We start from the raw sequence: 25,769 nt of genomic DNA on the forward strand, positions 1-25,769 counted from the left end.
GTTCGTCGAGCACTTCAACAAGTACGACGTGTACTGGAGCGGCGAACGCGGCCGCACGATCTTCTTCCAGAACGAGAAGGCGTACGACGCCCCGACCTCGGCTCCCGCCCCTTCCGCGTGCGGTCACTCGGTGGCGCCACCCGGCAGGATCCGCCGGAAGCCGGTGTACGGCACCAGCGCCTCGGGCAGGACCACGGAGCCGTCGTCCTGGACGCCCTGCTCCAGCAGCGCGGCCACCGTCCGCCCGATCGGCAGCGCCGAACCGTTCAGCGTGGCCGCCGGCGTCTTGCGGCCGTCGGCCCGCTTCACCCGGATGTCGGCGCGGCGGGCCTGGAAGGTGCCGCAGTCGGACACCGAGGAGATCTCCCGGAACGCGCCGCCACCGGGCAGCCACACCTCGATGTCGTACGTCATCCGGGCCGAGAAGCCCATGTCGCCCGCGGGCAGCAGGACGGTGCGGAACGACAGTTCCAGCCGGCGCAGGCACTCCTCGGCGTGTCCCACCATCAGTTCGAGCTGCTCCTGCGCCTGTTCCGGCGCGCAGATCCGCACCAGCTCCACCTTCTCGAACTGGTGCAGCCGCAGCACGCCCCGGGTGTCCCGGCCGTAGGCACCGGCCTCCGCGCGGAAGCAGGGGGTGCGGGCGGTGAAGGCGTACGGCAGCGTGCGCGCGTCCAGGAGCTGCCCGGCCACCAGATTGGTCAGCGGCACCTCGGCGGTCGGGATCAGGAACAGCTCCCGGTCGGCGACCTTCGTGCGGAACAGGTCCTCCTCGAACTTCGGCAGCTGCCCCGTGCCGGTCATGGTGTCCCGGTTGACCAGGAACGGCACCGACTGCTCGGTGTAGCCGTGCTCGCGGGTGTGCAGGTCGAGGAGGAATCCGCCGAGGGCCCGCTCGAGGCGCGCCCCGGCGCCGTGCGCGACGCTGAACCGGGCACCGGACAGCCGCGCCGCGGCGGGGGAGTCGAGGATGCCGAGCGCCTCGCCGATCTCGGCGTGGTGCCGGGCACCTTCCGCCGGACGCGGGGCCGGTCCGCCGCGCCGTACCTCCACCGCCTCCTTCTCCGAGTCGCCGTCCGGTACGGCGTCCAGCGGCAGGTTGGGGATGCCGAGCAGCAGCTCGGTCAGACCGGCGGCGGCGGACCGGGCGGTGGCCTCGGCCTGCTGCACCTCGGCCCGCAGCGCGCGGGCGGCCTCCTTCTCCGCCTCCGTGGGCGGCCCCGAACGACGGGCCTTGGCGGTGCGGTTCAGTTCGGTGCGCAGCCGGGTCACCTCGGACTGCGCGGCCGACCGGGCGCGCAGCGCGGTGCCGAGGGCGTCCAGGTCGAGGTCGTGGCGGCGGCGGGCCAGGCGCCGTACGGCGTCCTCGCCGGCCTCGATCAGCTCACTGGGATCGTGCATGACGGTCTCCTGACAGGGCGGGGGAGGAGGGGGCCGGGGCGGGTTCGGCGGTGTGCCGGGTGCCGAGCAGGCGGTAGCGCACCGGGTGGGCCGAGCGCAGCCGGGCCGCGTACAGCAGGCCGCCCGCGGCGACCAGCGGCAGCAGCCAGGGCAGCGCGGCGATCACCTCGGACGGGGAGCCGGTGAGCATGTCGAAGTTGCCGACCACCAGCCACACCGAGGCGGCGAGACCGGCGAAGCCCAGCAGCGGTGCGACGGTCTCCCGCCACCAGTGCCCGGTGCCGGTGCGCGCCCGCAGCCCGAGCACGGACAGCGCGGCCAGCGCCTGAAGGGCGACGATGCCCAGGGTGCCGAGGCCGAGCATGCTGGTGGTCAGGTCGGCGTACGGGTCGAGGCCCGCGACGGCGAAGCCGGCCACGACCACCGCGGTCAGCGCGCTCTGCGCGAGGCTGGCCCGGTGCGGGGAGCGGTGCCGGGCGTGCTCGGCGGCCAGCGCGCCCGGCAGCAGGCCGTCCTGGGCGAGGACCTGGGCGTAGCGTCCGGCGGCGCTGTGCAGGGCCAGCGTCGCCGCGAACAGGCTGGTGCACAGCAGGATCTGCAGCCCGGTGCTGCCCGCCTTGCCGAGGAAGTCGTCGCCGAGGACGAAGAACAGGTCGCCCATCTGCTTGCCCGCGACCTCGCGCACGTTGTCGCTGCCGACCGCGCCGACCGCCAGCCAGCTCGTGAGCGCGTAGAAGCCGGCGATCAGGGTGACGGCCACATAGGTGGCGCGCGGCACGCTGCGCCGCGGGTCCTTCGCCTCCTTGCCGTACAGCGCGGCCGACTCGAAGCCGATGAAGGAGACGAACGCGAACATCAGCGAGACGCCGACGCCGGGCCCGGCCGCGGTGTGCGGGGAGAAGGAGGCGGCGGGCAGGGCGTGCAGCCCGTGGCGGGCGAGGATCGCCACGTCCAGCGCGGCCAGCACCCCGATCTCGCCGAGCATCAGCAGGGCCAGCACCCGGGCGCTGAGCGCGATCTCCCGGTAGCCGAGCACCGCCATCAGGACGAGCCCGACGGCCGCGCACCACTCCCAGGACACCGTCAGCCCGTGGGCCGCCAGCACGAGCTGGGTGAAGTAGCCGAGGGCGCCCGCCAGTCCGATGGTGGCGCAGTTGTAGGAGAGCAGGGCGACGTAGCCGGCGGCGACCGCGGGCGGCCTGCCGAGCCCGTCGGCGACGGAGGCGTAGAAGCCGCCGGAGCCGCCGGTGCGGCGGGCGCTGACCGCGTACCCCACCGAGAAGCACAGCAGGGTGACCCCGGCGAACAGGAAGGCGGCCGGCACACCGGCCCCGTCCCCGAAGGCGAACGCGAGCGGGACGGTGCCGACCATCGCGGACAGCGGCGCGGCGGCGGCGACGATCAGGAAGAGGATGTGCCCGGTACCGAGCCGGCCGGACGGGGGCGGGGAACCACTGGAGGACATGACGACTCCGAGGAAATCCGAGGAAAGGGGAGAGGGACGGGGACAGCCGCCCGCCGAGACTTCTCGGCGGGCGGCTGCTGCGACGTGCCGGGCGGACCGGGCCCGGCGGGCGTCTACGCGGGGGCGATCGCCAGGGCCGTGTTCTGCCCGCCGAACCCCAGCGAGTTGCTCAGTGCCAGGTCGATCGGCATCGACGTGACCGTCTGGGCCAGCTTGATCTCGATCCGCGGATCGGGCATGACCAGGTTGGCGACGGGCGGGATGACCTCGTGCTCGACGCTGAGCACGGCGAACGCGGCCTCGACCGCGCCGGCGGCGCCCAGCAGGTGACCGGTGACTCCCTTCGTGGACGTGACCAGCGGGTCGCCGCGCAGGGACCGCTGGATCATGCGGGCCTCCGACAGGTCGTTCAGCGGGGTCGAAGTGCCATGGGCGTTGACGTGCTGCACGTCGTCCGGATCGGCCCCCGCGTCGGCGAGGGCCGCGCGTACCGCCGCCTCGATGCCGGCGCCGTCCGGGTGGGGTGACGTCATGTGGTGGGCGTCGGCGGTGGCGCCGTAGCCGATGATGCGGCCGTGCACGTGGGCGCCCCGGGCCCGGGCGTCCGCGACCCGCTCCATCACGAGGATCCCGGCGCCCTCCCCGGCCACGAAGCCGTCCCGGTCGACGTCGAACGGGCGGGAGGCGGACGCGGGGTCGTCGTGCCGCTTCGACAGCGCGCCCATCTGGGCGAACCCGGCCATGACCAGTGGGGTGATCATGGCCTCGCTGCCGCCCGCCAGGACGATGTCGCAGCGGCCGAGCGCGAGCAGGTCCCGGGCGGTCCCGATGGCGGTCGCGCCCGAGGCGCAGGCGGTGGCCACCACCAGGTTGGGTCCGGTCGCCCCGAACTCGATGGCCGTCTGACCGGCCAGCATGTTCGGCAGCTGCATGGGCAGCAGCAGCGGCGACACGCGGTCGGCGCCCTGCTCGCGCAGCACATGGTGCTGTTCCTCGACGGTGCCGGGCCCGCCGTCGGCGCAGCCCAGCACCACACCCACCCGCGCGCCGTCCCAGGTCTGCGGGTCCAGGCCCGCGTCGGCCACCGCCTCGTGCGCGGCGACCAGCGCGAACTGCACGAACCTGTCCAGACGATGGGCACGCCGCGCGCTGAGCAGCGTCTCGGGGTCGAAGCCGGGCACCCGGCAGGAGATCTGTACGGGGTTGTCCGCCAGTACCGGATCGAGGGCGGCGGCCGGCCTGCCGTCGCAGACCGCCGCCCAGCTCGGCCCGACCCCGATCCCACCCGGGGTGACCAGACCGAGTCCGGTGACGGCGATGTCCATGCCGGCCATCAGACCTTCGCGCTCCGCTCCTCCATGAGCGAGACCATGTCGGCCACGGTCTCGGCCTCCAGGAGGTCGTCGTCGCTGATGTCCAGGTCCAGCTCGGACTTCAGCAGCAGCGACAGCTCCACCACGGCGAGCGAGTCCAGCTCGATGTCCTCGCGGGTGGCCTCCGGGGTGATCGCCTCGGGCGACACCTTGAGCTTGTTGGACAGGATTTCCTTGAGCTGCTCCAGCATGTCCGTTCCTTTCGAAGGGCGTACGCACCCCGCGTACCGCTGAATTCGGTATGAGTGACTGACGGTCGGTCAGAAGGTCTGCAGCTCCGGCCAGACGACGGTGCCCGCGCCCCAGGCCAGCCCGCCGCCGAACGCGGTGAGCAGGACCCGGTCGCCCGCGGTGAGCCGGCCCTCGGCGGTGGCCTCGGCCAGCAGCAGCGGGATCGAGGCGGCACCGGTGTTGCCGACCCGTTCGATGTTGCTCAACTGCTTGTCCTCGGGCAGCCCGAGACGTTTGGCCACCGCTTCCAGGATCCGGGCGTTGGCCTGGTGCGCGGCGAACCGGTCGACGTCGTCGATCCGCCAGCCGACGCGTTCGGCGGCCTCGGTGGAGACGGACGTCATCCGCTCCACCGCGTGCCGGTAGGTCTCCCGGCCGAGCATGTGGAAGTACCGGTCCGCCGGGTCGACCGGACGGTCGGTGGAGCGCTGCCGGGAGCCACCGGCCGGCACCTCGATCAGATGGCTCAGCTCACCGTCGCTGCCGAGCACCAGCGGGCCGATCGCCCCGGGCTCGTCGGCCGAGCCGGCCCGCAGCACCACCGCGCCCGCGCCGTCGGCGAAGATCACCGCGGTGGTGCGGTCCTCGGGATTGATGATCGTGGTGAAGGCGTCCGCGGCGATCAGCAGCACGCTGTCCGCCACCCCGGCCGCGATGAGCCCGGCGGCCGAGGCCAGCCCGTACAGAAAGCCCGAGCAGACGGCCGCCACGTCGAAGGCGGGCACCTGCCCGAGCCCCAGCCGGGCCGCCACCTGCGGTGCCGTCGCCGGGCACGGCTGGTCGGGGGTGGTGGTGGCCAGCACCACCGCCCCGACCTGCTCGTCGCCCGCCGACTTCAGCGCCCTCAGGCCCGCCTCCACCGCCAGGTCGCCGGTGGAGGTGCCCGGGGTGATGAAGCACCGTTCGGCGATCCCGGTGCGGGAGCGGATCCACGCGTCCGAGGTGTCGAGCCGCTGCGACAGGTCGTCGTTGGTCACCACGTTGGGCGGGACGTACGAGCCGATCCCCGTGATGACCGCGGCCCGCCCGGTGCTCATGCGCCGGCCTCCGAGGCGAGGACCTCGACGGGCAGGCCCATGTACTTCATGCGGACCTCGGCCATCTCGTCGGTCCACCGCTCGGCCATGTCGTAGCGCTGCTCGGCGGTGGTGTCGAGCAGCCGCACGCCCGGCCAGACCTCGTAGTCGCCGATCTTGTCGGCGTGCTCGGCCATGCCCTGCTGGAACAGCTCCTCGCGGTGGATGACGAACTCCCGGTCCGGGATCTCGTCCCACAGCTTCACGCCCGAGCGCAGGATCTCCAGCAGCCGCGGCTTGTACTCCGGGTGCGCGATCACATGGTCGCGCAGGATGGTGCTGGCCACGGTGAGGTGGCGGATCTCGTCGATCGCGGTGCCCCGCGAGATCTCGCCGGTCGCCGGGGACAGCGGGGTCCACTTGCGCTCGCTCAGCTCGGCGGCCGGGGCGAGCACACCCTCGATGATGATGGCGAACACCGCGACGCCGCCGGGGAAGTCGGCCTGGTCGCGCACGATGTCCAGGGTGAAGTCCACCACCGGGTCCAGGACCCGCTTGCGGTAGTCCCGGGCCATCTCCTCGATGTCCTTCAGCAGGGTGGCCGCCGGGATGCCCAGGTCCACCAGGTGCTGCCGGAAGACCCGGGCGTGCCGGGCCTCGTCGAGGAGCTGGGTGGCGTAGAACTCCATCTCGGGGATGCCGGGCGCGATCGACACGTAGTGGCCGAGCAGCCGGGTGGCCAGTTCCTCCGCCAGCGCGCGGAAGCCGAACTCCAGCACCAGCGCCTCGCGCAGCGGGCCGGGTGCCTTCAGGAAGCCGGGCGTGATCGCGTTCTCGTGGTGGCCGGTCGCCCCGCGGTCGCGCAGGGTTCCCTGGGCCACCGAGGTGATCCAGTAGGCGAGGTCGCACTCCTCGGGGCCGAGGGTGAGTTCCTTCGCGCCGTCGAGCAGACCGGGCGCCTTGTCCCAGTCCGCCTCGGGGGCAACGGGTGCGGTCATGATGCGGCGGCCTCCTTCGCCGGACGCAGGGAGCCGGCGAACAGCCCGCCGGCGTAACTGAACAGCGGCAGACCGGGGTCGGCCGTGGCGCGGACGACATGGCCGAGCAGCAGTTCGCTGTCGCCCGCCGCGTGCGCCGAGTGGAAGCGGCAGACGTAGTGGGCGAGCGCGCCCGCGATCAGCGGGGCGTGCGCGTACCGGTCCGCCGTCCAGGCCAGGCCCGCGAAGGCGGCGTCGCCGTCCGGACGGCCGCTGTCGGCGAACCGCCGGGCCACGTCGGCCTGGTGGCCGCCGAGCACGTTGATCGCGAACCGGCCCTCGGCGGCGGCGAGCCGGGCGAACGACGAGCCCGACCGCAGCACGACGCCGACCAGCAGCGGCGAGCGCGAGACGAGGGTGACCGTGCTGGCGGTCGTGCCGTGCATCCGGTCCTCGGGGCCGGTGGTCAGCACCGACACCGGGGACGCCAGGTGGTACAGCGCCCGGCGGCGCTCGGCCGGGTCCTGGCGGACCGGCCGGGCGGCGCGTACATCGGTCGCGGTGGTCATCCCACGGCCTCCGTCTCCCGGACGGCCGGCCGCGCGGGGACGTGACCGACCGGCTCCGGGTCCATGGCGTGCCCGACCGGCTTGGGGTGGGGCAGGCCCAGGTCGTCCAGCAGCCGCAGGTAGCCCTGCTGGCGCACCGGCTCGAAGGGCAGCGCGAAGGACTTCATGAAGTTGCCGAACAGGCCGCGGTCGCCGAACAGGTGGAACGGCAGCACCAGCAGCGCCCACTCCGGCTTGACCAGCCAGCACCACAGCGCGGCCACCACGCCCTGCGTGATGAGGCTGTGCATGACGTTGTAGAGGACGTAGTAGGCCTTGTGGATCGGCCGGCCGCCGCTCTTCCTGAACGCGACGGCACCGGGGATGTAGCCGATCAGGTCGATGTAGAGGAACAGTCCGATCGCCGGCAGCCAGCGGATGTCGCCGAAGTGGTAGACGATCAGTCCGGTGGTGACGGCGAGGCCCACCAGGTACTCGGCGCGGTGCAGCGAGTACGTGCGCGGTGTCTCGAAGGGGTTCGCCTGGTCCATGGTCAGCTCCTCCGGCGGGTGCTAGGCGCCGACCGCGGCGGGCTCGGTGAGTTCGATGCCGCCCTGGATGCGCACACCCGGGAACAGGCCGGTCAGCGCCCAGGCGACGGTCTCCTTGATGACCCGCTCGGCGATCGGGTCGAGGATGCCCTCGAGGCTCGGGATGCCGAAGTCGAAGTCGGCGTCGAAGCGGACGGTGACGTCGTCCCCGGACTGCTGGACGGACCAGGTCCCGGCGAAGGAGTCGAAGTCGCCGTCGGACTGCTCGAAGCGGATCTCGCCGCTCTCCGGCAGCACCGTGTCGTCCTCGGTCCAGCGCAGCAGGCCGCTGCGGAAGTGCAGCTCCCAGCTGGAGGAGGCCTTGGGGTCGGGGTAGGAGGCGTGCACGGTGGTCGCGTTGACGTGGGGCGCCAGGTCCGGGAAACGCTCCCAGCGCCGTACGGCGTGCAGGACCGTTTCGGCCTGCTCCGCGGGTATCAGGGCATCGAGTTCGACGTGCCGCACGATCAGTTACCGCCTTCCGGCATTGTGGCCGCGCCCTTGATCAGGTCGCGGGTGGCCAGGTCGAAGGAGTTGACGAGGAAGTCCACGTCGGTGTCGTCCAGCACGGCGGGCGGGGTGAACCGCACCACCGAGCTGCCGTTCATGGAGTGGTTGGCGACCACGCCGTGGTTGAACAGTTCGATCAGCAGCTCGCCGGCCAGCCCGGCCTCGACGAGCTCCACGCCGATGAGCAGGCCCCGGCCGCGCACCTCGACGACCAGCTCGGGGATGTTGCGCTGCGCGACCTCCGTGATCCGCGGCAGCAGCCGGGCACCGAGGTCCATGGCGCGGGTGACCAGGCGCTCCTCCTTGACCGCCCGGATCGCGCCCTGCACCGCCGCCATCAGCACCGGCTGGCCGGAGAAGGTGGCGGTGTGGACGTAGGGGTCCTTGTCGAAGGGGCGGAAGGCCTTGCGGGTGGCGACGGCCGCCGACACCGGCATCACGCCGCCGCCGAGCGCCTTGCCGGTGAGCAGGACGTCCGGGACGACGCCCTCGATGTCGGCGCCCCACCACTCGCCGAGCCGCCCGAAGCCGGACTGGACCTCGTCGAGGATGAGGAAGCCCTCGTACTCCCGGACCAGTTCCTCGACCCGCTTGAGGTAGCCCTTCGGCGGGATGATGACACCGCCCTCGCCCTGCACCGGCTCGAGGATCACGCAGACCTCGCCCGGGTGGGCCCTCAGCTCCTCCTCCAGGGCGTCGGCGTCACCGAACGGCAGGTGCTGGAAGTCGGGGACGAGGGGGCGGAACGGCGCCTGGTAGACCTCCTTGGCGGTCGCCGAGAGGGCGCCCAGGGTCTTGCCGTGGTAGCCGCCGCGCATCGAGACGGTCCGCTTGAACCCGTTCGCGCGGGCCAGCTTCAGGCCCGTCTCCACCGCCTCGGCGCCGGACAGCGCGAAGTGCACGCGGTCCAGACCGGGCGGCATCACGGACACCAGGGACTCGGCGGCGCGGGCCACCGTCGGCTCCAGCAGGATGCGGGTCGCGGTGGGGTGGGTGCGCAGCTGGCGCTCCACCTCCTCCATGACGATCGGGTGGCGGGCGCCCATGACGAACACGCCGTAGCCGCCGGCGTTCAGGAAACGCTCGCCGTCGCTGGTGGTGAGCCAGGCGCCCTCGGACGCCGTCTCCATGTGGCTGCCGAACAGCTCGGCGAGCGTGGCCCGGCCCTTGCTGAGGTGGGCCCGGTAGAGGTTGAGGATGTCCGCCTCGTAGTCGGCGGCGGAGACCGGCGCCGGCGCCGGGGAGTCCTGGATGACGGTCACGTGTCGCTCACTCCAAGGGTGTGGGTGGGTCGGGAGGCCTTCGGTGGCGCTAGGCCAGCACCAGCGGGCCCCCGTCGAAGTACGTGAGCAGCGGCTCCGCGGCGGCGAGGCGCGACGGCGGGTGGAAGGCCAGGGCGCGCGTCGCGGCGGCTACCTGCGCGCTCGACGAGTTGACGATGAAGTCCAGGCCGCCGAGCAGCTCCAGCGCCCGTGCCACGATGTCCGGCAGCGCGTTCTGCACGGCGTACCGGGCGACCAGCACCCGGGCCACCGACTCCTCGTCGCCGGGCTCCTGGCCGGTGCCGCGGGCCACGCCCTCCAGCAGGGCGAGGGCGGCCTCCATGTCCACGGCGAGCGCGGCCCGCTCCGCGGCGCCGCCCCGCCGCCGCTCCAGCACCTGTTCCACCAGGGCGGCGGCACCGCCCGCGTATCCGGCGGAGATCAGCATCTCGAACCAGACGAAACCGGCCGACTGCAGGTCGTCGAGGCGGGTGGGGTCGTCGGCACCGGCCCGGACGACCATGTCCGCGGGGACGAACACGTCCTCCAGGCGCACCTCGTCGCTCTCCGCGCCGGCCAGCAGGTCGTTGCCCCAGAACGCGTGCACGGACAGTCCCGGCGCGTCGGACGGCACCAGCGCGAGGGCCAGCTCCGGCTCGCCGCCATCCTCGCCGTGGATCGCGATGGACGCGGTGAGCAGGCTCATCGAACGGGCCAGGCTGCACGGCTTCTTCGAACCGGACAGCAGGAACCCGCCCTCCACGGGCCGCGCGGTCACGGCCGGCTTCAGGATGTTCTGCGCGGTCCGGCCCTCGGCCCAGCCGGACGCCATCACCTGCTGGTCCGGGACGATCCGGTGCAGCAGTGCGGTCTGCGCGTCGGTGAGCCGGCCCGACTTGACCGCCAGCGAGTACAGCATCGCGGCGGTGAAGTGGTGCATCGAGACGGCCGCGACCAGCGACGGGGACAGCGCGCCGAGGGCGAGCTGCACCCGCAGCGCCTCCAGCGGGGCGGCGCCGTGGCCGCCGTAGCTCTCGGGTATGAGCAGGCCCACTCCGCCGTGGATGCGGAACAGATCGATCACCGGGCTGCCGGGCTGCTCCCGCTCGGCGTACGGGATCTGCTCCAGCTCCTTGAGCAGTCCGGGATGGAACCGCTCGCACACGGTCCGGGCAGCATCGAGGGAACGCAACGGAAACCTCCGGAAGACGTCGAAAGCGAAGGCGGTCAGGCGCCGAAGACCGCGTCGTACGGGCTCACGTCGCGGGCGATGCTGACTCCCTGGATGTGGGAGGTCTTGAGCATCGGGTAGTTGGCCTCGCCGAAGGCGCCGCCGGTGCGGCCGGTGCCGCCGTGGCTCGGCAGGTACGGCAGGAAGCCGATGTGGGAGTCGTTGACCTTCAGCAGGCCGCCGTTGACGACGCGGCGCACGAAGGTCTCGATGACGTGGTCCGAGCGCGACCACAGGGAGTTGCGCAGCCCGTAGTCGTTGCTGTTGACGAACTGCAGGAAGGCCTCCAGCAGGGCGTCGTCGTTGTCGCGTTCGGGGACCACGATCGGGATCAGCGGGAAGAACGTCTCCTCGCGGACCACGTCGTACGTCCGGGCCCGGTCCAGGCCGTCCACCCGCACCACCGTCGGCTGCAGGAAGACACCCGTCTCCGACACCGTGCCGTCGACCTCGGTGCGGTTGCCGCCGGTGAGCAGCTCGGCGCCGTTGTCCAGCGCCTGGCGCAGCAGCCGGAAGAAGCGCTCGCTGCGCCGGACCGGCGACAGCAGCACGTCCTCCTCCTCTGGCAGGCCCGGCCTGATGCCCTTGACCTGCTCCTTCACCTCGGCGATCAGCGTCTCGGCGATCTCCGGGTGGACCAGCACGTAGTTGGGCACCATGCAGATCTGCCCGGAGCCGTAGAACGACTCGGTGATGGCCTCGGCCGCCCACTTCACGTCGGCGTCCTTCCAGACCACGATGCCGTCGTTGCCGGCGAGTTCGAGGATGGGCTTCTTGCCGTGCGCCACGCAGCTCTGCTCGAAGCGCAGACCCTCCTGGCTGCCGCCGATGTAGAAGATGTCGTCGATCAGCGGGTCGGCGATCCAGCGGTCCATGGTCTGCTTGGGGTTGGAGCACACCGCGTTCAGCACACCGGCCGGCGCGTCGATCTCCTCCAGCAGCGGGGCGACGATGTCCCGAAGCAACCACATGGTGGACAGCGCGATCGAGCGCGGCGCCCGCACCACCACGGCGTTGCCCGCCATCAGCGCCAGCACGCACAGGGCGGCGCTCGGCAGCGGGGCGTTCTGCGGCGGGTTGAAGGCGACCACGCCGTCCGGCTGGCGGTGCAGGATCAGCTTGCGGCCGTTGTACTCCTTCTCCACCCGCATCTGCTTCATGTACCAGCGCAGGGAGCCCGGGGCGTAGATCTGCAGCAGGCAGCTCAGCTCCCACCGGGCGAGCTTCACGGGGTGGGACTCTGCGACCAGCATGCGCAGGAACTCGTCCTGGTGCTTGATCAGTTCCTCGCGGAAGCGGGTGCCCAGCTGCATCCGCCGCTCCAGCGGTACGGCCGCCCAGTCGGGGGCGGCGGCGGCCGCCGCCTGGGTGGCCAGGTCGATGGCGGAGTCGTCCGCGATCGCGCAGCGCCCGACGACGTACGGGTGCTTGGCCGCCTCGGACTCCGGGTCCTGCTCCAGGGAGCGCTTCAGGCTGACGCTCGTGAAAACGTCTTCCAGCAGGGAACGCCCGCTGACGGTGTAGACCCAGCCGTCACCGGCCACGTCCTTGCCCGCGATGTAGAGGTCGTAACTCTTCAATCCGGAAGGTGCCTCAGCACTCTCCTCCTGCTCCTGCGCGGCTTCGCGAAGCATCTTCAGCCTTTCGGATATGGCGTGTGGATTTCTTGAAGCGATCCGAGCCTGGCAGCGGAATCTGACCCGGCGCTGACGCCCGACTGACCGCGCCGATCCGGCCAACGCCGGCTCCGGAGCCTGTCAGTGGGGCGTCAGCCGGCGCTGCTTGCATGACCGCATGCCACCTGTCGACAGCACCATCCAGCGGTTGCGCGACCTGCCGCGCAGCGAGCTCACCGAGGAAATCGAGTCAATCGTCCTGGAGAAATTCAGGGCGGTCCTTCTCATGGACGATTCCGAGGAACTTCCCCTCGACATCAGCTATTTCGATCTCGGCCTCACTTCGCTGCGGCTGACCGAGATACGGCAGAGCCTGGAGCAGCTCCTGGACCTGTCGATCAACGTCAACGTGCTCTTCAACGAGCCGACCGTCGCCCATCTCGTGGACCACCTGACCCAGGAAATCCAGGACGCTTGAGGAGTCGTTCCATGCCGCGTACGGAATCAGAGCAGGCGCCCGAACCGGTCGCGATCGTCGGAATCGGTCTGCGGTTCCCCGGCGGCAGCGGCTCGCCCGACGAGTTCGACGCCTTCCTGCGGGAGGGCCGCAGCGGAATCGGCCCGATCCCCCGGGACCGCTGGGACGTCGAGGCGTTCACGCCCGAGGGGCCCGACGACAAGGGCAAGATCATCGCCAAGGCCGGCGGGTTCCTCGACCGCATCGACCTGTTCGACGCAGGCTTCTTCAACATCAGCCCGAAGGAAGCCCGTTACATGGACCCCCAGCAGCGGCTGCTGCTGGAGACCGCCTGGCAGGCCCTGGAGCACGCGGGCATCGACCCCGCGCCGCTGCGCCGCGGCAACGGCGGCGTGTACATCGGCGCCAGCTCCATCGACTACGCCCTCGAGCTGGACTCGCTGCCGTACGAGGAGCTGGACGGCCATCTCGCCTCCGGCATCACCATGTTCCCGCTGTCCGGCCGGCTGTCGTACTTCCTCGGCTGGCGCGGCCCGAGCATGAGCGTCGACACCGCCTGCTCCTCCTCGCTGGTCGCCCTGCATCTGGCCGTGCAGGCGCTGCGCGCCGGCGAGAGCGACATCGCGCTGTGCGGCGGCGTCAACGCCCTGCACCACCCGCGCATCCCGGTGATGTTCTCCAACGCCCAGATGCTGTCCCCCGACGGCCACTGCAAGACCTTCGACGAGGCCGCCGACGGCTACGCACGCGCCGAGGGCTGCGGCATCGTCGTCCTCAAGCGGCTCTCCGACGCCCAGCGCGACGGCGACCGCGTCCTCGCCCTGGTGCGCGGCACGGCCGTCGGCCAGGACGGCGACAGCGCCGGCCTGACCGTGCCCAACGGCCCCGCCCAGGAGAAGGTCATCCGCGCCGCGCTGGCCACCGCCCACCTCGGCCCCGAGGACATCTCCTACGTCGAGGCGCACGGCACCGGCACCCCGCTCGGCGACCCCATCGAGTTCGGCGCCATCGGCGACGTGTTCGTCGACTCCCACACCAAGGACCAGCCGGTGCTGGTCGGTTCGGTGAAGACCAACCTCGGTCACATGGAGCCGGCCTCCGGCATCGTCGGCGTCATCAAGACCGTGCTGCAGCTGCGCTCCGGCACGGTCTACCCGCACGTGGGCCTCAACACCCCCTCAGGGCGCATTCCCTGGGACCTGTACCCGCTGCGCGTGCCCACCGAGTGCGAGCCGTGGCGGGCCGAGGTGAAGCGGGCCGTCGTCAACAGCTTCGGCTTCGCCGGCACCATCGGCGCCGTCGTGCTGGAAGAGGCACCCGAGCCGGCCGAGCGCGAGCAGTCCTCACTCCCGTACGCCGCGCCGGTGTTCACCCTGTCCGCGAAGAGCGCCGGCGCCCTGCGCGAACAGGCCGCCCGGTACCGGCAGCTCCTCGACGACCAGCCCGGACTGCCGACCGGTGCCCTCGCCTACACCTCCAACGTCGCGCGCACCCACCACCCCTACCGGGTCGCCGCCCCGGTCGCCGGCCGCACCGCCCTCACCAAACTGCTGGACCGCGCCGCCGAGGCCGAGCACGAGGGCCCCACCGGCATCCGCAAGACCGCCTTCATGTTCACCGGACAGGGCTCGCAGTACGCCGGCATGGGCGCCGCCCTCTACGAGGCGCTGCCCGTCTTCCGCGCCCACGTCAACGAGTGCGACAGCCTCTTCGCCGAACCCCTCGGCCGCTCCGTGCGCGAGCTGCTGCTCGGCACCGCCGCCGACCCGGAGGCCATCGACCGCACCGAGTACACCCAGCCCGCGCTGTTCACCCTCGAATACGCCCTCGCCCAGCAGTGGATGGCCTGGGGCGTACGCCCGAACGTGCTCATCGGGCACAGCATCGGCGAGGTCGTCGCGGCCGCCGTCGCGGGCCTGTTCACCCTGCCCGACGCCGTGAAGCTGGTCGCCGCCCGCGCCCGGCTGATGCAGGCGGTCCGCGCCGAGGGCGGCATGGCCGCCGTCGCCGCGCCCGCCGAGGAGGTCGCCCCGCTGCTGGAGGGCCGCGACGACCTGGCGCTGGCCGCGGTCAACGCCCCCGACCAGACCGTGGTCTCCGGCGCCACCGCCGCCCTCGACGAGGTCACCGGCATCCTCGCCGACCGGGGCTTCCGGGTGGACCGGCTCACGGTCTCGCACGCCTTCCACTCGCCGTTGATGGCCGAGGTCTACGACGACTTCCGGGCCGCCCTGGACGGCATCACCTTCCACGAGCCGAAGATCAGCCTGATCTCCAACGTCACCGGGCGCCTGGCCCGCCTCCGCGAGATCGGCAACGCCGACTACTGGGTGCGGCACATCGGCGAACCCGTCCGCTTCCTCGACGGCATCCGCGCCGTCGCCAAGCGCGGCCGGCACGCCCTGATCGAGATCGGCCCGCAGGCGGCGCTCACCGCGCTCGCCCGCCGCGGCGTCACCGTCGAGGACCACGTGTGGCTGGCCAGCCTGCGCCGCCGCGACACCACCACGGCCACCACCCTGACCGCGCTCGCCGACTACTACGCCGCCGGCCTCGGCGTCTCCTGGGACGGCTACCACGCCGGGTACGCCACCCCCGCCAAGGTGGACCTGCCCACGTACGCCTTCCAGCGCAAGCGCTACTGGCTGCCCACGGTCACCCCCCGGCGCTCCGCCGGAGGCGGCAGCGCCCGGCACCTGCTGCTCGGCACCGAGGAGCGGTTCGCCAGCGGGGTGCGGGAGTTCACGGCGGAGTTCACCGCCGAGGAACTCGGCGCGCTCGCCGACCTCGCCGGCGGCGGCCGGGCCACCCTGCCCGCCGGCGCCTACGTCGACCTGCTGCTCGCCGCGCAGGACGCGGTCCAGGGCCACGCCCGCTCCGCGATCCGCGGCCTCACGCTGCTCGCCCCGCTCGAGCTGCCCGCCGAGACCACCCTCACCCTCACCACCCGCTGGCGGCCGCGCCCCGAGGGCGGCGCCGGCGTGGAGGTGTTCACCGTCGTCGGCGGTGAGGAGAACCTCCACGCCACCGCCGTGGTCGCCGCCGACCGCGAGGCACTCGTCCCGGTCTCCGAGCTGGCCGAGCTGGACGCCGCGCTCGCCCCGGCCGGGCAGCGCATCGACGACGAGGACATCTACACCGACCTCGCCTCCGTCGGCCGCCCCGCCGGCCCCCGTATGCGGCTGCTCCAGCACGTCACCCGGCACGGCGACGACGTGGTCTCCGCCGAACTCACCGGCCGCGACGCCACCGCCGTCGAACACGTCCCGGCGGAGCTGCTGGAGGCCGCCGCCCAGGCGCTGGTCGTCCTCGACCCCGAGGGCCCGGTGTTCGTGCCCCGCGAGATCGCCTCCGTGCGGCACTTCCGCAAGCCGCGCGGCGCGAACCTGCGCGTCCTCGCCCGGATCCGCGGCGAGCAGGACCGCCGCCTCGCCGACGTGCTGCTGCTGGAGAACGGCGACCCGGTCGCCGAACTCCTCGGCGTCCGGCTGGCCCGACCCGAGGACCGCACCGGCCGCCGCCGCTTCCTGCACCGCCCCGAGTGGATCCGCCGGGCCCTGCCCGCGACCGGGGCCGCGCCCGCCGAACGGCACGTGGTGCTGCTCGACCCGGCCGCCGCCCGCGCCGCCGAACTCGCCGGCGAGCCCGGCCTGAAGGTCACCTGGCTCGCCGACCCCGCCGAGCTCAAGTCCGTGCTGGACGACCCGACCGTCACCGACGTCGTCCGCGTCTGGCGCACCCGGCCCGGCGAGATGTCCGTGGACCGGCTGCGCGCCGAGTCCGAGGACAACTACCGCGAACTGCTCGCCACGGTCGGCGTGCTGGACGCGGCCGGCCTCTCCCGGCCGCCGCGGCTGTGGCTGGTCACCCAGGGCGCCCAGGCGCTGCCCGGCGACCCGGCGGGCGACGGCGGCCACCTCGCCGCCGCCACCCTGTGGGGCTTCGGCCGGGTGCTGCTCACCGAGTACCCGCAACTGCGCACCACCCTGGTGGACCTCGCCCCCGGCAGCGGCCTGACCCCGCTGCTGGAGGAGTGGCGCACCGAGCCCGCCGGCGAGTACCAGGTCGCCTACCGGTCCGGCCGCCGCTACGTGCGCCGGCTGCTCGCCGGTGACGAGGCGCTGAACTGGAGCGGCGACTTCGAACTGCGTGCCGCCGAGTCCGGTGACCTGTCCGACCTGGCACCCGCCCCGGTCACCGGCCGGGCGCCCGCCGAGGACGAGGTCCAGGTGCGCGTCAGCCTGGTGGGCCTGACCGGCGAGGACGCCCGGACCGCGCTGGACACCGGCCGCGCCGACCGCGAGGAGTTCGAGAAGGAGGACGGCGAGGACGTGCCGCCGCCCGTGCTCGGCCGCACCGCCCACGGCACGGTCCTGGCGGCCGCCGCGGGCACCGGCTTCGCGCCCGGCGACGAGGTCCTCGTCCGCCACGACGGCACCTTCCGCTCCACGCTCACCCTGCCGGCGACGGCCGTCGTGCACGCCCCGGCGCCCGAACCCGGCGACGGCGCCGCCCACTTCGGCCTCGACGAGACGGGCGAGGCGCTGCGCACCACCCTCGCCGACCCGGCCCGCCAGGTCTGGGTGACCCTGCCCGAGGACCCGGCGGACCGGCGGCGGGCACCCGCCGGGCGGCAGCCGGCCGGCCTGCGCGACGACCGCACCTACCTCGTCACCGGCGGCCTCGGCGGCCTCGGCCTCGCCACCGCCCGGAAGCTGGCCGAACTCGGCGCCCGGCACCTGACGCTGGTCAGCCGCAGCGGCAAACCCGCCCCCGAGGCCGCGGAACTGCTCGCCGGCCTCGCCGAGGAGGCGGAGGTCGACATCGTCCGCGCCGACCTCGGCCGTGCCGAGGACGTCGCCCGGCTGGTGCGTCACATCGAGACCGGACCGCGTGCCCTGGGCGGCATCGTGCACGCCGCCGGCGGCTCCTACGACGAGCGGCTGATCTCCGAACTGACCTGGGAGTCCATCGAGGACCAGCTGGAGGCGAAGGCCTACGGCGGCTGGCTGCTCCACGAGGCCACCGAACGGGCCTTCCCGGACCTGGAGTTCTTCGTCGTGTACTCCTCGGTCTCCTCGGTGCTCGGCGGTTTCGTCGCCCAGGGGCACTACGCCGCCGGCAACGCCGCCCTCGACGGCCTCGCCGGCTGGCGCGCCCGCCGCGGCCTGCCCGGACTCGCCCTCAACTGGAGTTCCTGGTCCCGGGTCGGCATGTCCTCCCGCATGAACGACGTCCTCATCCAGGAGCTGGAGCGCGGCGGCGTCCACCTGTTCTCGCCGACCCGGGCCCTGAACACCCTGGTCAGCCTCTGGGACCAGCCGCGCGGCCAGCGCGTGGTGGGCGACTTCGACTGGGACCGCTACATGGCGGGCCGGGTCACCGGCGACCTGTTCTTCGACCGCCTGGCCCGCCGGGCCCCCGAGGACGACGACGGCCTCGACGTCGCCGCGCTCGCCGCCCTGCCCCCGGCGGAACGCGCCACGGCCGTCACCGCCGTGGTCCGGGAGAAGGTCGCCGCCGTGCTGCACCTCGAGGAGGGCGACGAACTGGATCCGAACACCGAGTTCGTGTCGCTGGGCCTGGACTCACTGATGGCCCAGCAGGTCAGGTCCGGTCTGGAGCAGGCCTTCCGGCTGCCCCTGCCGGCCTCCCTCACCCACGACCACCCGACGGTACGGCAGCTCGCCGGCTTCCTCGGCGAGCGGATCGGCCCGGCACCGGCCGCGTGACGGACGACAAGGACAGACGACCATGACTGACATCTCCAGTGGCATACCGAGGGAGCGCTGGACGCTCCACCACTCCGCCCGCGCCCACGCCGGCAGCCGCCCGGACCATCCGGCGATCGTCTGCGAGGGCCGCGTCACCACCTACGAGAAGTTCCACCGGGACAGCAACCGCGCCGCGCACGCCCTGCGCGCCTGCGGTGTCCGGCGCGGCGACCGGATCGCCTACCTGGGCCGCGAGTCGGAGAACTACTACCTGGTGATGATCGCCTGTGCCAAGGCGGGCGCGGTCCTGGTACCGGTCAACTGGCGGCTCACGGCCGGCGAAGTGGACCACATCCTGCGCGACTCCGGGGCCGCCCTGATCTTCGTCGACGACGAGTTCTGGGACACGGTCGCCACCGTCCGCCACCAACTGCGCGGACTGCGCAAGGTGATCCGCGTCGACGGCACCGACGCCGACGGCGAACCCGCGCGCGGCGCCGGACTGCCCGCCTGGGCCGCCGGCCTGCCGGACACCGACCTCACCCCGGGCACCGGCCCCGACGACGCGGTCATCCAGATCTACACCAGCGGCACCACCGGCCTGCCCAAGGGCGCAGTCCTCGCCCACCGCAGCTTCTTCACCCTGCCGCACGCCAGCAGGGAGCGCGGCGTCGACTGGATCGACTGGCTGCCCGAGGACGTCGGCCTGATCTCCCTGCCGGGCTTCGGGGTCGCCGGCATCGGCTGGTTCCTGCACACCTTCAACGCCGGCGGCACCAACGTGGTCATGCCGCAGTTCGACCCGCAGGAGGCGGTGCGGCTCATCCGCGACCACCGGGTGACCACCACCTTCGCCGCGCCGGCCATGCTGCAGGCGATGGCGGCCGAACGCGGCGCGGGACCCGAGGCGTTCACCTCCCTGCGCAAGATCGCGTACGGCGCGGCCCCGATGTCCGAGACACTGCTCAACCAGTGCCTGGAGACCTTCGGCTGCGAGTTCGCGCAGATCTACGCCAGCACCGAGACCGGCAGCGTGGCGGTCTGCCTGCCGCCCGAGGCGCACCACCCGGGCAGCACCGTGCTCACCTCGGTCGGCAAGCCCTGCCCCGGCAACGAGATCAAGGTGATCGGACCCGACGGCGAGACCCTCCCGGCCGGCGCCATCGGCCAGATCTGCGTCCGCGCCCCCTCCCGGATGCTCGGCTACTGGAACCTGCCCGAGGCCACCGCCCGCACCCTGGTGGGGGAGTGGCTGCACATGGGCGACGCCGGCTACCTCGACGACGACGGCTATCTCCACCTCTGCGACCGGATCAACGACACGATCATCGTCGCCGGGCAGAACATCTACCCCGCCGAGGTCGAGAAGGCGCTCGCCGCGCACCCGGCCGTCGCCGACGCCGCCGTGGTCGGACTGCCCGACGAGCGCTGGGGCGAGAGCGTGCACGCGGTGGTCGTCCTGCGGCCCGGGATGAAGGCCACCCCGCGCGAACTCCTGCTGTCCCTGCGCGGCCGGATCGCCGACTACAAGATCCCCGGCACCTACCACTTCGCCGAGTCCCTGCCCCGCAACCCCTCGGGCAAGATCCTGCGCCGCGCGGTACGGGAACAGCTCACGGCACCGGCCCGGGACCCGCTCGCGAGCACCGTATGACACCGAACCGGCACCCCATGCCCGAAAGGGACCTGACCATGAGCACCGAGCCCCTGCGGATCGGCATCCTCCTGCCCACCCGGGAACAGGCCATCAACGGCAGCTACGCGGCCGCGCCGCTGCTGGACTTCGCCCGCCGGGCGGAAGCGCTCGGCTTCGACTCGCTGTGGGCCGGGGACTCCCTCACCGCCCGCCCGCGCCTGGACCCGCTCGTCGTCCTGTCGGCCGCCGCCGCGGCCACCGAGCGCATCGCGGTCGGCACCGCGGCCCTCACCCCCGCCCTGCGCCACCCGCTGATCGGCGCCAACATGGTCGCGAGCCTCAGCCATGTCGCCGCGGACCGGCTGATCCTCGGCCTCGGCTCGGGCTTCCCGATGCCCGAGACCGAGGAGGAGTTCGCCTCGGTGGGCGCCTCCTTCCAGGGCCGGGTGGGCCGCCTGGACGAGATCACCGCGCTGTGGCGCACCGCCTGGCGCTCCGGCGAGGACGGCGAACCGGACGAGTTCCAGGGCCGGTTCTGGCAGGCCGGGCACCTCGACCGGCTGCCCGCCCCGGCCGTCCCCGGCGGCCCCCCGCTGTGGCTGGCCGGCAGCGACACCCCGAAGGTCCTCGCCCGCGCGGCCACCCGCTACGACGGCTGGCTGCCGTTCCTGCCCGACGTCGAGGCCTACGGCCGCGCCCGCCGCCGTATCGCCGAACTCGCCGAGGAGGCCGGGCGCGGCGCCGGTGCCGTCACCCCCGCGCTGTACGCCACGGTCACCGTGAACAGCGACGAGACGGCGGCGAGGGCCGAACTGGAGCACTACATCAGCCACTACTACGGCCGCTCCCTGGACCAGATGCGCACCATCCAGGCCTACGCCTGGGGCAGCGCCGAGAAGTGCGCCGAGTGGCTCGGCGAGTACGTCCGGGCCGGCGCCCGGCACCTGGTCGTGCGGATCGGATCCCTCGACCCCGAACCGCAGTTGAAGGAGATCGCCGAGGTGCTGCTGCCCGCGGTACGCGCCCTCGGCCCCACCGTTGGGAGCACCCAGTCGTGACCAGTGCCATCGCCTCCGTCGGCCAGGACATGTCCCGTGCGGGGCAGTGGTTCCACCCCGCGGACCCGTCGCCCGACGCCTCGATCCGGCTGTTCATGCTGCCGCACGCGGGCAGCGGGGCCATCATCTACCGCGACTGGGAGCGGCTGCTGCCGCCCGACATCGCCCCGCAGGCGGTGACCCTGCCCGGCCGGCACAACCGCCGCGAGGAGCAGACGTACGAGGAGTTCGAACCGCTGCTCGAGGCGCTGCACGAGGCCGTGCTCGACGACCTCGACGACCGCCCGTTCGCCCTGTTCGGGCACTGCCTCGGCGCCCAGCTCGCGTTCCGGCTCACCATCCGCATGGAGGAGGAGGGCGGCCCGTCACCCATCATGGTCGGCACCTCCGGCTGGTCGCCCCAGGGCTTCTTCAAGCCCACGGAGGAGCAGAGCCGGATGCCCGAGCCCGAGATGGTCCAGTGGATCAAGAAGCTGGGCTCGTTCCCGGCGGAGATCTACGACAACCCCGAGATGCTCGCCCTCGTGGTGCCTGCGCTCCGCGCCGACCTGCGCGTCGCGGCCGACCACGACGACGACGGCGCCGGCGTCAACTGCCCGCTCGCCTCCTACGGCGGCCGCTCCGACCCGCTCCAGGAGCACCCGGACGCCATGTCCCACTGGGCCGGGCGCACCCCCGCCTACCTGGGCCACAACGAGTACCCGGGCGGCCACTTCTACATCGACACCCACGCCCAGTCCGTCACCGCCCACTTCGCCCACCGGCTGCAGCGCATCGCCGCGAACCGGCCGGCCTGAACACCCGTTCCACCAGGCAGCGGCCGACCGGGCCGGCCGCTGCCGCACGCGCTCGGAGCGAGCCGCGCCGGCGCCCCGAGAAGCGAAAGAGAGAGCCACATGAAAGCACCTCACGACCTGTACATAGCCTCGGCCGCGGCCTGGGTGCCCGGCACGCGTCCACTGGCCGAGGCCGTCGCCGCGGGACTCGTCGACGCGGAGCACCAGAGCCTCGGCTACGAGTCGATCGCCGTGGCCGAGGGCGTCTGCGGGCCCGACATGGCGGTGCGCGCGGGGCGGCTGGCGCTCGAGCGGGCCGGGACCGACGGGCACGAGGTCGGTCTCGTCCTGCACTCCTCGTGCGGCTACCAGGGCCACGACATGTGGCCGGCGGCCTCGTACGTCGCCAATGAGACCGTGGGCCGCGCGGCGGCCGGTTTCGACGTCCAGCAGCGCTGCAACGCCGGGCTCGGCTCGCTGTGGCTGGCCGCCGGGCAGATCGCCGCCGGCTTCACCGAGGCGGTGCTGCTGACCAGCGGTGACAACTTCGCGCCGCCGTGGGTGGACCGCTGGAACGTGCAGCTCAACTTCATCTTCGCCGACGGCGGCGGCGCGCTGCTGCTGTCCGGCCGCGGCGGCTTCGCCCGGGTGGTCTCGCTGTGCGTGGGCGCCGACAACTCGCTGGAGCGCTGGAACCGGGGCCTGGAGCCGTTCGGCACCGTGCCCGGCCGGGACCTGCCGCTGCGGCTGCGCGAACGCGGGGTCCAGCACGCCCTCACCCCCGAGGCCGAGGGCTCCTGGGAGCGCTTCGAGGCCGGTCTGCTGGACACCACGGCACGGGCACTGGCCGACGCCGGCGTCACCACCGAGGACATCGCCCGGACCGTCGTACCGCACATCCACCGGGGCGAGTCCCCGGAGAACTACGAACTGCTCGGTTTCGCCGAGAAGCAGAGCACCTGGGACCTGGGCCGCCGGGTGGGCCACATGGGCGCCGGCGACCAGTTCCTCGGCCTCGAACACCTCGTCACGCAGCGGTCCGTCGGCCCCGGCGACCTCGTCCTGCTGGTGGCCGCAGGCGAGGGCTTCAGTTTCTCCGCCGCCGTGGTCGAGATCCTCGACGTACCCGACTGGCAGTAGCGGGTGCCGCTCCCGCGGCCCGCCCGGCCGGCGCGTCAGCGCCGTGTCAGCGGGCTGCGGGACAGTGGCCGTCCGACGCACACGGGAGACCGCCGCCGTCCGCGCGCAGGCGGGCAGGGCATGCCACCCCCCCACCCCTGAGCGAAGGATCGAGAAGACATGAAGCTGGACACAGAGCTGTACATCGCCTCCGCCGCCTCCTGGCTCCCGGACGCCCGCCCGCTGAGCGAGGCCGTCGCCGCGGGACTCGTCGACGAGGAGCACCAGAGCCTCGGCTACGAGTCCATCACGGTGGCCGAGGGCGTCTCCGGGCCCGAGATGGCGGTGCGCGCGGGGCGGCTGGCACTCGAGCGGGCCGGGACCGACGGCCACGAGGTCGGCCTGGTCCTGCACTCCACGTGCGGCTACCAGGGCCACGACATGTGGCCGACGGCGTCGTACGTCGCCAATGAGACCGTGGGCCGCGCGGCGGCCGGCTTCGACCTGCAGCAGCGCTGCAACGCCGGGCTCGCCTCGCTGACCCTCGCCGCCGGTCAGATCGCCGCCGGCTTCACCGAAGCCGTGCTGCTGACCAGTGGTGACAACTTCGCGCCACCCTGGGTGGACCGCTGGAACGTCCAGCTCAACCTCATCTTCGCCGACGGCGGCAGCGCGCTGCTGCTGTCCGGCCGCGGCGGCTTCGCCCGGGTCGTGTCCGCCCGCGTCGGCGCCGACAACTCGCTCGAGCGCTGGAACCGGGGCCTGGAGCCGTTCGGCACCATACCGGGCCGGGAGATGCCGGTGCCGCTGCGCGCACGCGGCCGCCAGCACGCCCTCACCCCCGAGGCCGAGGGCTCCTGGGAGCGCATCGAGGCGGGGCTGAAGAGCACCACGGCCGGCGCGCTTGCCGACGCCGGCCTCACCGGTGAGGACATATCCCGCGTGGTGACCCCGCTGATACACCGCGGCGAGTACCCCGAGAACTACGACGTGCTCGGCTTCACCGAGAAGCAGAGCACCTGGGACCTGGGCCGCCGGGTGGGCCACATCGGCGCCGGCGACCAGTTCCTCGGCCTCGAACACCTGGTCAAGCAGCGGGCCGTGGGGCCCGGTGACCTCGTCCTCATGGTGGCGGCGGGGGCCGGTTTCAGCTTCTCCGCCGCCGTGGTCGAGATCCTCGACGTCCCCGACTGGCAGTAGCCGCGCGTGCCCGACGGTTCCGGTCCGCCTTGCCGGCCGGGCACGCGCAGGACAAGAAAGGAACCGTCAACCATGTCCCTGCAGCAAGCGCGGACAGCCGGCGCCAAGACCCGGGAGCGGGTGCCGGCCGGCCCGCACTGGGCGACGCTGCCGCTCATCCTGGTCGGTACGTTCGTGATCACGCTCGACGTGTTCATCGTGAACGTCGCCATCCCCGAGACCCAGCGCGACCTCCACGCGAGCGCCTCCGCCGTGGAGTTCGTGGTCGCCGGGTACGCCCTCGCCTACGCCGCCGGCCTCATCACCGGCGGCCGGCTGGGTGACCTGTACGGCCGGCGGCGGATGTTCCTCCTCGGCGTCGCGCTGTTCACCCTCTCCTCCGCCTGGGCGGGCATGGCGCCGACCGCCGGTCAGCTCGTCGTGGCCCGGATCGCGCAGGGCCTCGCCTCCGCCCTGATGGGCCCGCAGGTGCTCGCCATCATCGGCGTCACCTACGAGGGCCAGGCCCGGGTCAGGGCCTTCAACGCGTTCGGCCTGACCATGGGTCTCGCCGGTGTCTTCGGGCAGCTCATCGGCGGCCTGCTGATCCACGCCGACATCGCCGGCCTCGGCTGGCGGACCTGCTTCCTGGTCAACGTGCCGGTCGGCATCGCCGCGCTGCTGCTCGGACCGCGGCTCATCCCCGAGTCCCGTGCCGAGGGCCGGTCCCACCTCGACCCGATCGGCATGGTGCTGGTCTCGGCCGGCCTGGTCGCGGTGGTCCTGCCGCTCGCCGAGGGCCAGCAGAAGGGCTGGCCGCTGTGGACGTGGCTGTGCCTGGCCGCGTCGCCCGTGCTGCTCCTGCTGTTCGCGGTGTACCAGCGGCGTCTGGCGAACACCGGCGGCAGCCCGCTGGTCAACCCGGTGCTGTTCCACAAGCGGCCGTTCACGGTCGGCGTCGTCACCGGTGTCGTGTACTACTCCGGCATGGCGTCGTTCTTCCTGGTCCTCGCCCTGTACCTGCAGGCCGGGGTCGGGCTGACCGCCCTGGAGTCGGGCCTGGTCTTCCTGCCGCTCGGCGTGGGCTTCCTGGCGACCTCGCTGCTGGCCCGCAAGGTGGCGGCGCTGCTCGGCCGTCAGGTCCTCGCGGTCGGCGCCCTGGTGCTGCTGGCCGGGCTCGGCGGGCTGTGGGAAGCGGTGGACCACATCGGCACCGACGGCGCCGTGGCCTGGCTGGTGCCCGGACTGCTGGTGGGCGGCTCGGGCATGGCGATGGTGATGGCCCCGCTGGCCTCCATCGCCCTGGCCGGCACGGACCCGCGCTACGCCGGAGCCGCCTCGGGCGTGCTCTCGACGGCCGCGCAGGTCGGCGGCGCGGTGGGCGTGGCCGCGGTCGGCGTGGTCTTCTACCACGTCCTCGGGCAGGGCACCGGACCCGGTGCCTACGCCGACGCCTTCAAGGCCAGCGTCTACCTGCTGGCGCCGCTCGCGCTCGCCGTTGCCGCGCTGGTCCAGTTCATCCCCCGTCCCAAGCCGGCCCCCGCCGCCTGAGCGCGGCGGGGCCCCGCCCGGGGCCATGGGAGAGGGCG

Annotated in this window: 20 protein-coding genes; 8 read left to right on the plus strand and 12 right to left on the minus strand. The window is 72.9% G+C overall.

Annotated features, from left to right (window positions below):
* Positions 1-123 precede the first annotated feature (123 nt).
* The 12 genes from serS to AB0924_RS34570 all read right to left on the minus strand — a co-directional run bounded on the left by serS (position 124) and on the right by AB0924_RS34570 (position 12,238).
* Positions 124-1,401 (minus strand): serine--tRNA ligase, encoded by a 1,278-nt coding sequence (gene serS / locus AB0924_RS34515; protein WP_358940105.1) that lies wholly within the window; start codon positions 1,399-1,401, stop codon positions 124-126.
* Positions 1,385-2,866: an APC family permease gene (locus AB0924_RS34520; protein WP_358940106.1), complete on the minus strand. Its 1,482-nt coding sequence runs from the start codon at positions 2,864-2,866 to the stop codon at positions 1,385-1,387. The genes serS and AB0924_RS34520 overlap by 17 nt, the downstream gene beginning before the upstream one ends.
* Before the next feature lie 113 nt (positions 2,867-2,979).
* Positions 2,980-4,200, minus strand: coding sequence for a beta-ketoacyl-[acyl-carrier-protein] synthase family protein (locus AB0924_RS34525; RefSeq protein ID WP_351666680.1), 1,221 nt, complete (start codon positions 4,198-4,200; stop codon positions 2,980-2,982).
* Positions 4,200-4,430 carry a phosphopantetheine-binding protein gene (locus AB0924_RS34530; RefSeq protein ID WP_358940107.1) on the minus strand — a complete coding sequence of 77 codons (231 nt, stop codon included), beginning with the start codon at positions 4,428-4,430 and terminating at the stop codon, positions 4,200-4,202. The genes AB0924_RS34525 and AB0924_RS34530 overlap by 1 nt, the downstream gene beginning before the upstream one ends.
* A gap of 69 nt (positions 4,431-4,499) precedes the next feature.
* Positions 4,500-5,507: a beta-ketoacyl-ACP synthase III gene (locus tag AB0924_RS34535; RefSeq protein WP_366913574.1), complete on the minus strand. Its 1,008-nt coding sequence runs from the start codon at positions 5,505-5,507 to the stop codon at positions 4,500-4,502.
* Entirely contained in the window at positions 5,504-6,484 is a 981-nt protein-coding gene (locus AB0924_RS34540) for a VlmB-like protein (protein ID WP_366913575.1), read from the minus strand. Before AB0924_RS34540 ends, AB0924_RS34535 begins: the two co-directional genes overlap by 4 nt.
* Positions 6,481-7,032 (minus strand): flavin reductase family protein, encoded by a 552-nt coding sequence (locus AB0924_RS34545; protein WP_358940110.1) that lies wholly within the window; start codon positions 7,030-7,032, stop codon positions 6,481-6,483. The genes AB0924_RS34540 and AB0924_RS34545 overlap by 4 nt, the downstream gene beginning before the upstream one ends.
* Positions 7,029-7,562, minus strand: a complete 534-nt coding sequence (locus tag AB0924_RS34550) for a hypothetical protein (protein ID WP_358940111.1) — start codon at positions 7,560-7,562, stop codon at positions 7,029-7,031. Before AB0924_RS34550 ends, AB0924_RS34545 begins: the two co-directional genes overlap by 4 nt.
* Positions 7,563-7,583: 21 nt before the next feature.
* Complete coding sequence (locus AB0924_RS34555; RefSeq protein WP_358940112.1) at positions 7,584-8,066, minus strand: SRPBCC family protein; 483 nt, start codon at positions 8,064-8,066, stop codon at positions 7,584-7,586.
* Positions 8,067-8,068: 2 nt separating this feature from the next.
* A complete protein-coding gene (locus tag AB0924_RS34560) occupies positions 8,069-9,373 on the minus strand; it encodes an aspartate aminotransferase family protein (protein ID WP_358940113.1) in 1,305 nt (434 codons plus the stop codon).
* A 49-nt stretch (positions 9,374-9,422) separates the two neighbouring features.
* Positions 9,423-10,565 (minus strand): acyl-CoA dehydrogenase family protein, encoded by a 1,143-nt coding sequence (locus AB0924_RS34565; RefSeq protein ID WP_351666694.1) that lies wholly within the window; start codon positions 10,563-10,565, stop codon positions 9,423-9,425.
* 35 nt (positions 10,566-10,600) lie between these two features.
* Positions 10,601-12,238 (minus strand): aldehyde dehydrogenase family protein, encoded by a 1,638-nt coding sequence (locus AB0924_RS34570; protein ID WP_358940114.1) that lies wholly within the window; start codon positions 12,236-12,238, stop codon positions 10,601-10,603.
* A 160-nt stretch (positions 12,239-12,398) separates the two neighbouring features.
* Here AB0924_RS34570 and AB0924_RS34575 point away from each other — a divergent pair, with 160 nt between their 5' ends.
* From AB0924_RS34575 to AB0924_RS34610, 8 genes are all read left to right on the plus strand, one after another.
* A complete protein-coding gene (locus tag AB0924_RS34575) occupies positions 12,399-12,698 on the plus strand; it encodes an acyl carrier protein (protein WP_358940115.1) in 300 nt (99 codons plus the stop codon).
* A gap of 11 nt (positions 12,699-12,709) precedes the next feature.
* Positions 12,710-18,430: an SDR family NAD(P)-dependent oxidoreductase gene (locus AB0924_RS34580; protein ID WP_366913576.1), complete on the plus strand. Its 5,721-nt coding sequence runs from the start codon at positions 12,710-12,712 to the stop codon at positions 18,428-18,430.
* A 22-nt stretch (positions 18,431-18,452) separates the two neighbouring features.
* Positions 18,453-20,066 (plus strand): fatty acid--CoA ligase, encoded by a 1,614-nt coding sequence (locus AB0924_RS34585; protein WP_366913577.1) that lies wholly within the window; start codon positions 18,453-18,455, stop codon positions 20,064-20,066.
* A gap of 38 nt (positions 20,067-20,104) precedes the next feature.
* Positions 20,105-21,106 (plus strand): LLM class flavin-dependent oxidoreductase, encoded by a 1,002-nt coding sequence (locus tag AB0924_RS34590; protein WP_366913578.1) that lies wholly within the window; start codon positions 20,105-20,107, stop codon positions 21,104-21,106.
* A 29-nt stretch (positions 21,107-21,135) separates the two neighbouring features.
* Positions 21,136-21,903 (plus strand): thioesterase domain-containing protein, encoded by a 768-nt coding sequence (locus tag AB0924_RS34595; protein ID WP_358940122.1) that lies wholly within the window; start codon positions 21,136-21,138, stop codon positions 21,901-21,903.
* A 99-nt stretch (positions 21,904-22,002) separates the two neighbouring features.
* Positions 22,003-23,022, plus strand: coding sequence for a ketoacyl-ACP synthase III family protein (locus AB0924_RS34600; RefSeq protein WP_358940119.1), 1,020 nt, complete (start codon positions 22,003-22,005; stop codon positions 23,020-23,022).
* 159 nt (positions 23,023-23,181) lie between these two features.
* The gene (locus AB0924_RS34605; RefSeq protein ID WP_358940120.1) at positions 23,182-24,201 is read left to right on the plus strand and encodes a ketoacyl-ACP synthase III family protein; all 1,020 of its coding nucleotides are present in this window, start codon (positions 23,182-23,184) and stop codon (positions 24,199-24,201) included.
* Positions 24,202-24,273: 72 nt separating this feature from the next.
* The gene (locus tag AB0924_RS34610; RefSeq protein WP_366913579.1) at positions 24,274-25,731 is read left to right on the plus strand and encodes an MFS transporter; all 1,458 of its coding nucleotides are present in this window, start codon (positions 24,274-24,276) and stop codon (positions 25,729-25,731) included.
* Positions 25,732-25,769: the final 38 nt, after the last annotated feature.

It is taken from the genome of Streptomyces sp. NPDC047869, assembly GCF_040704065.1.
Lineage (GTDB): Bacteria > Actinomycetota > Actinomycetes > Streptomycetales > Streptomycetaceae > Streptomyces.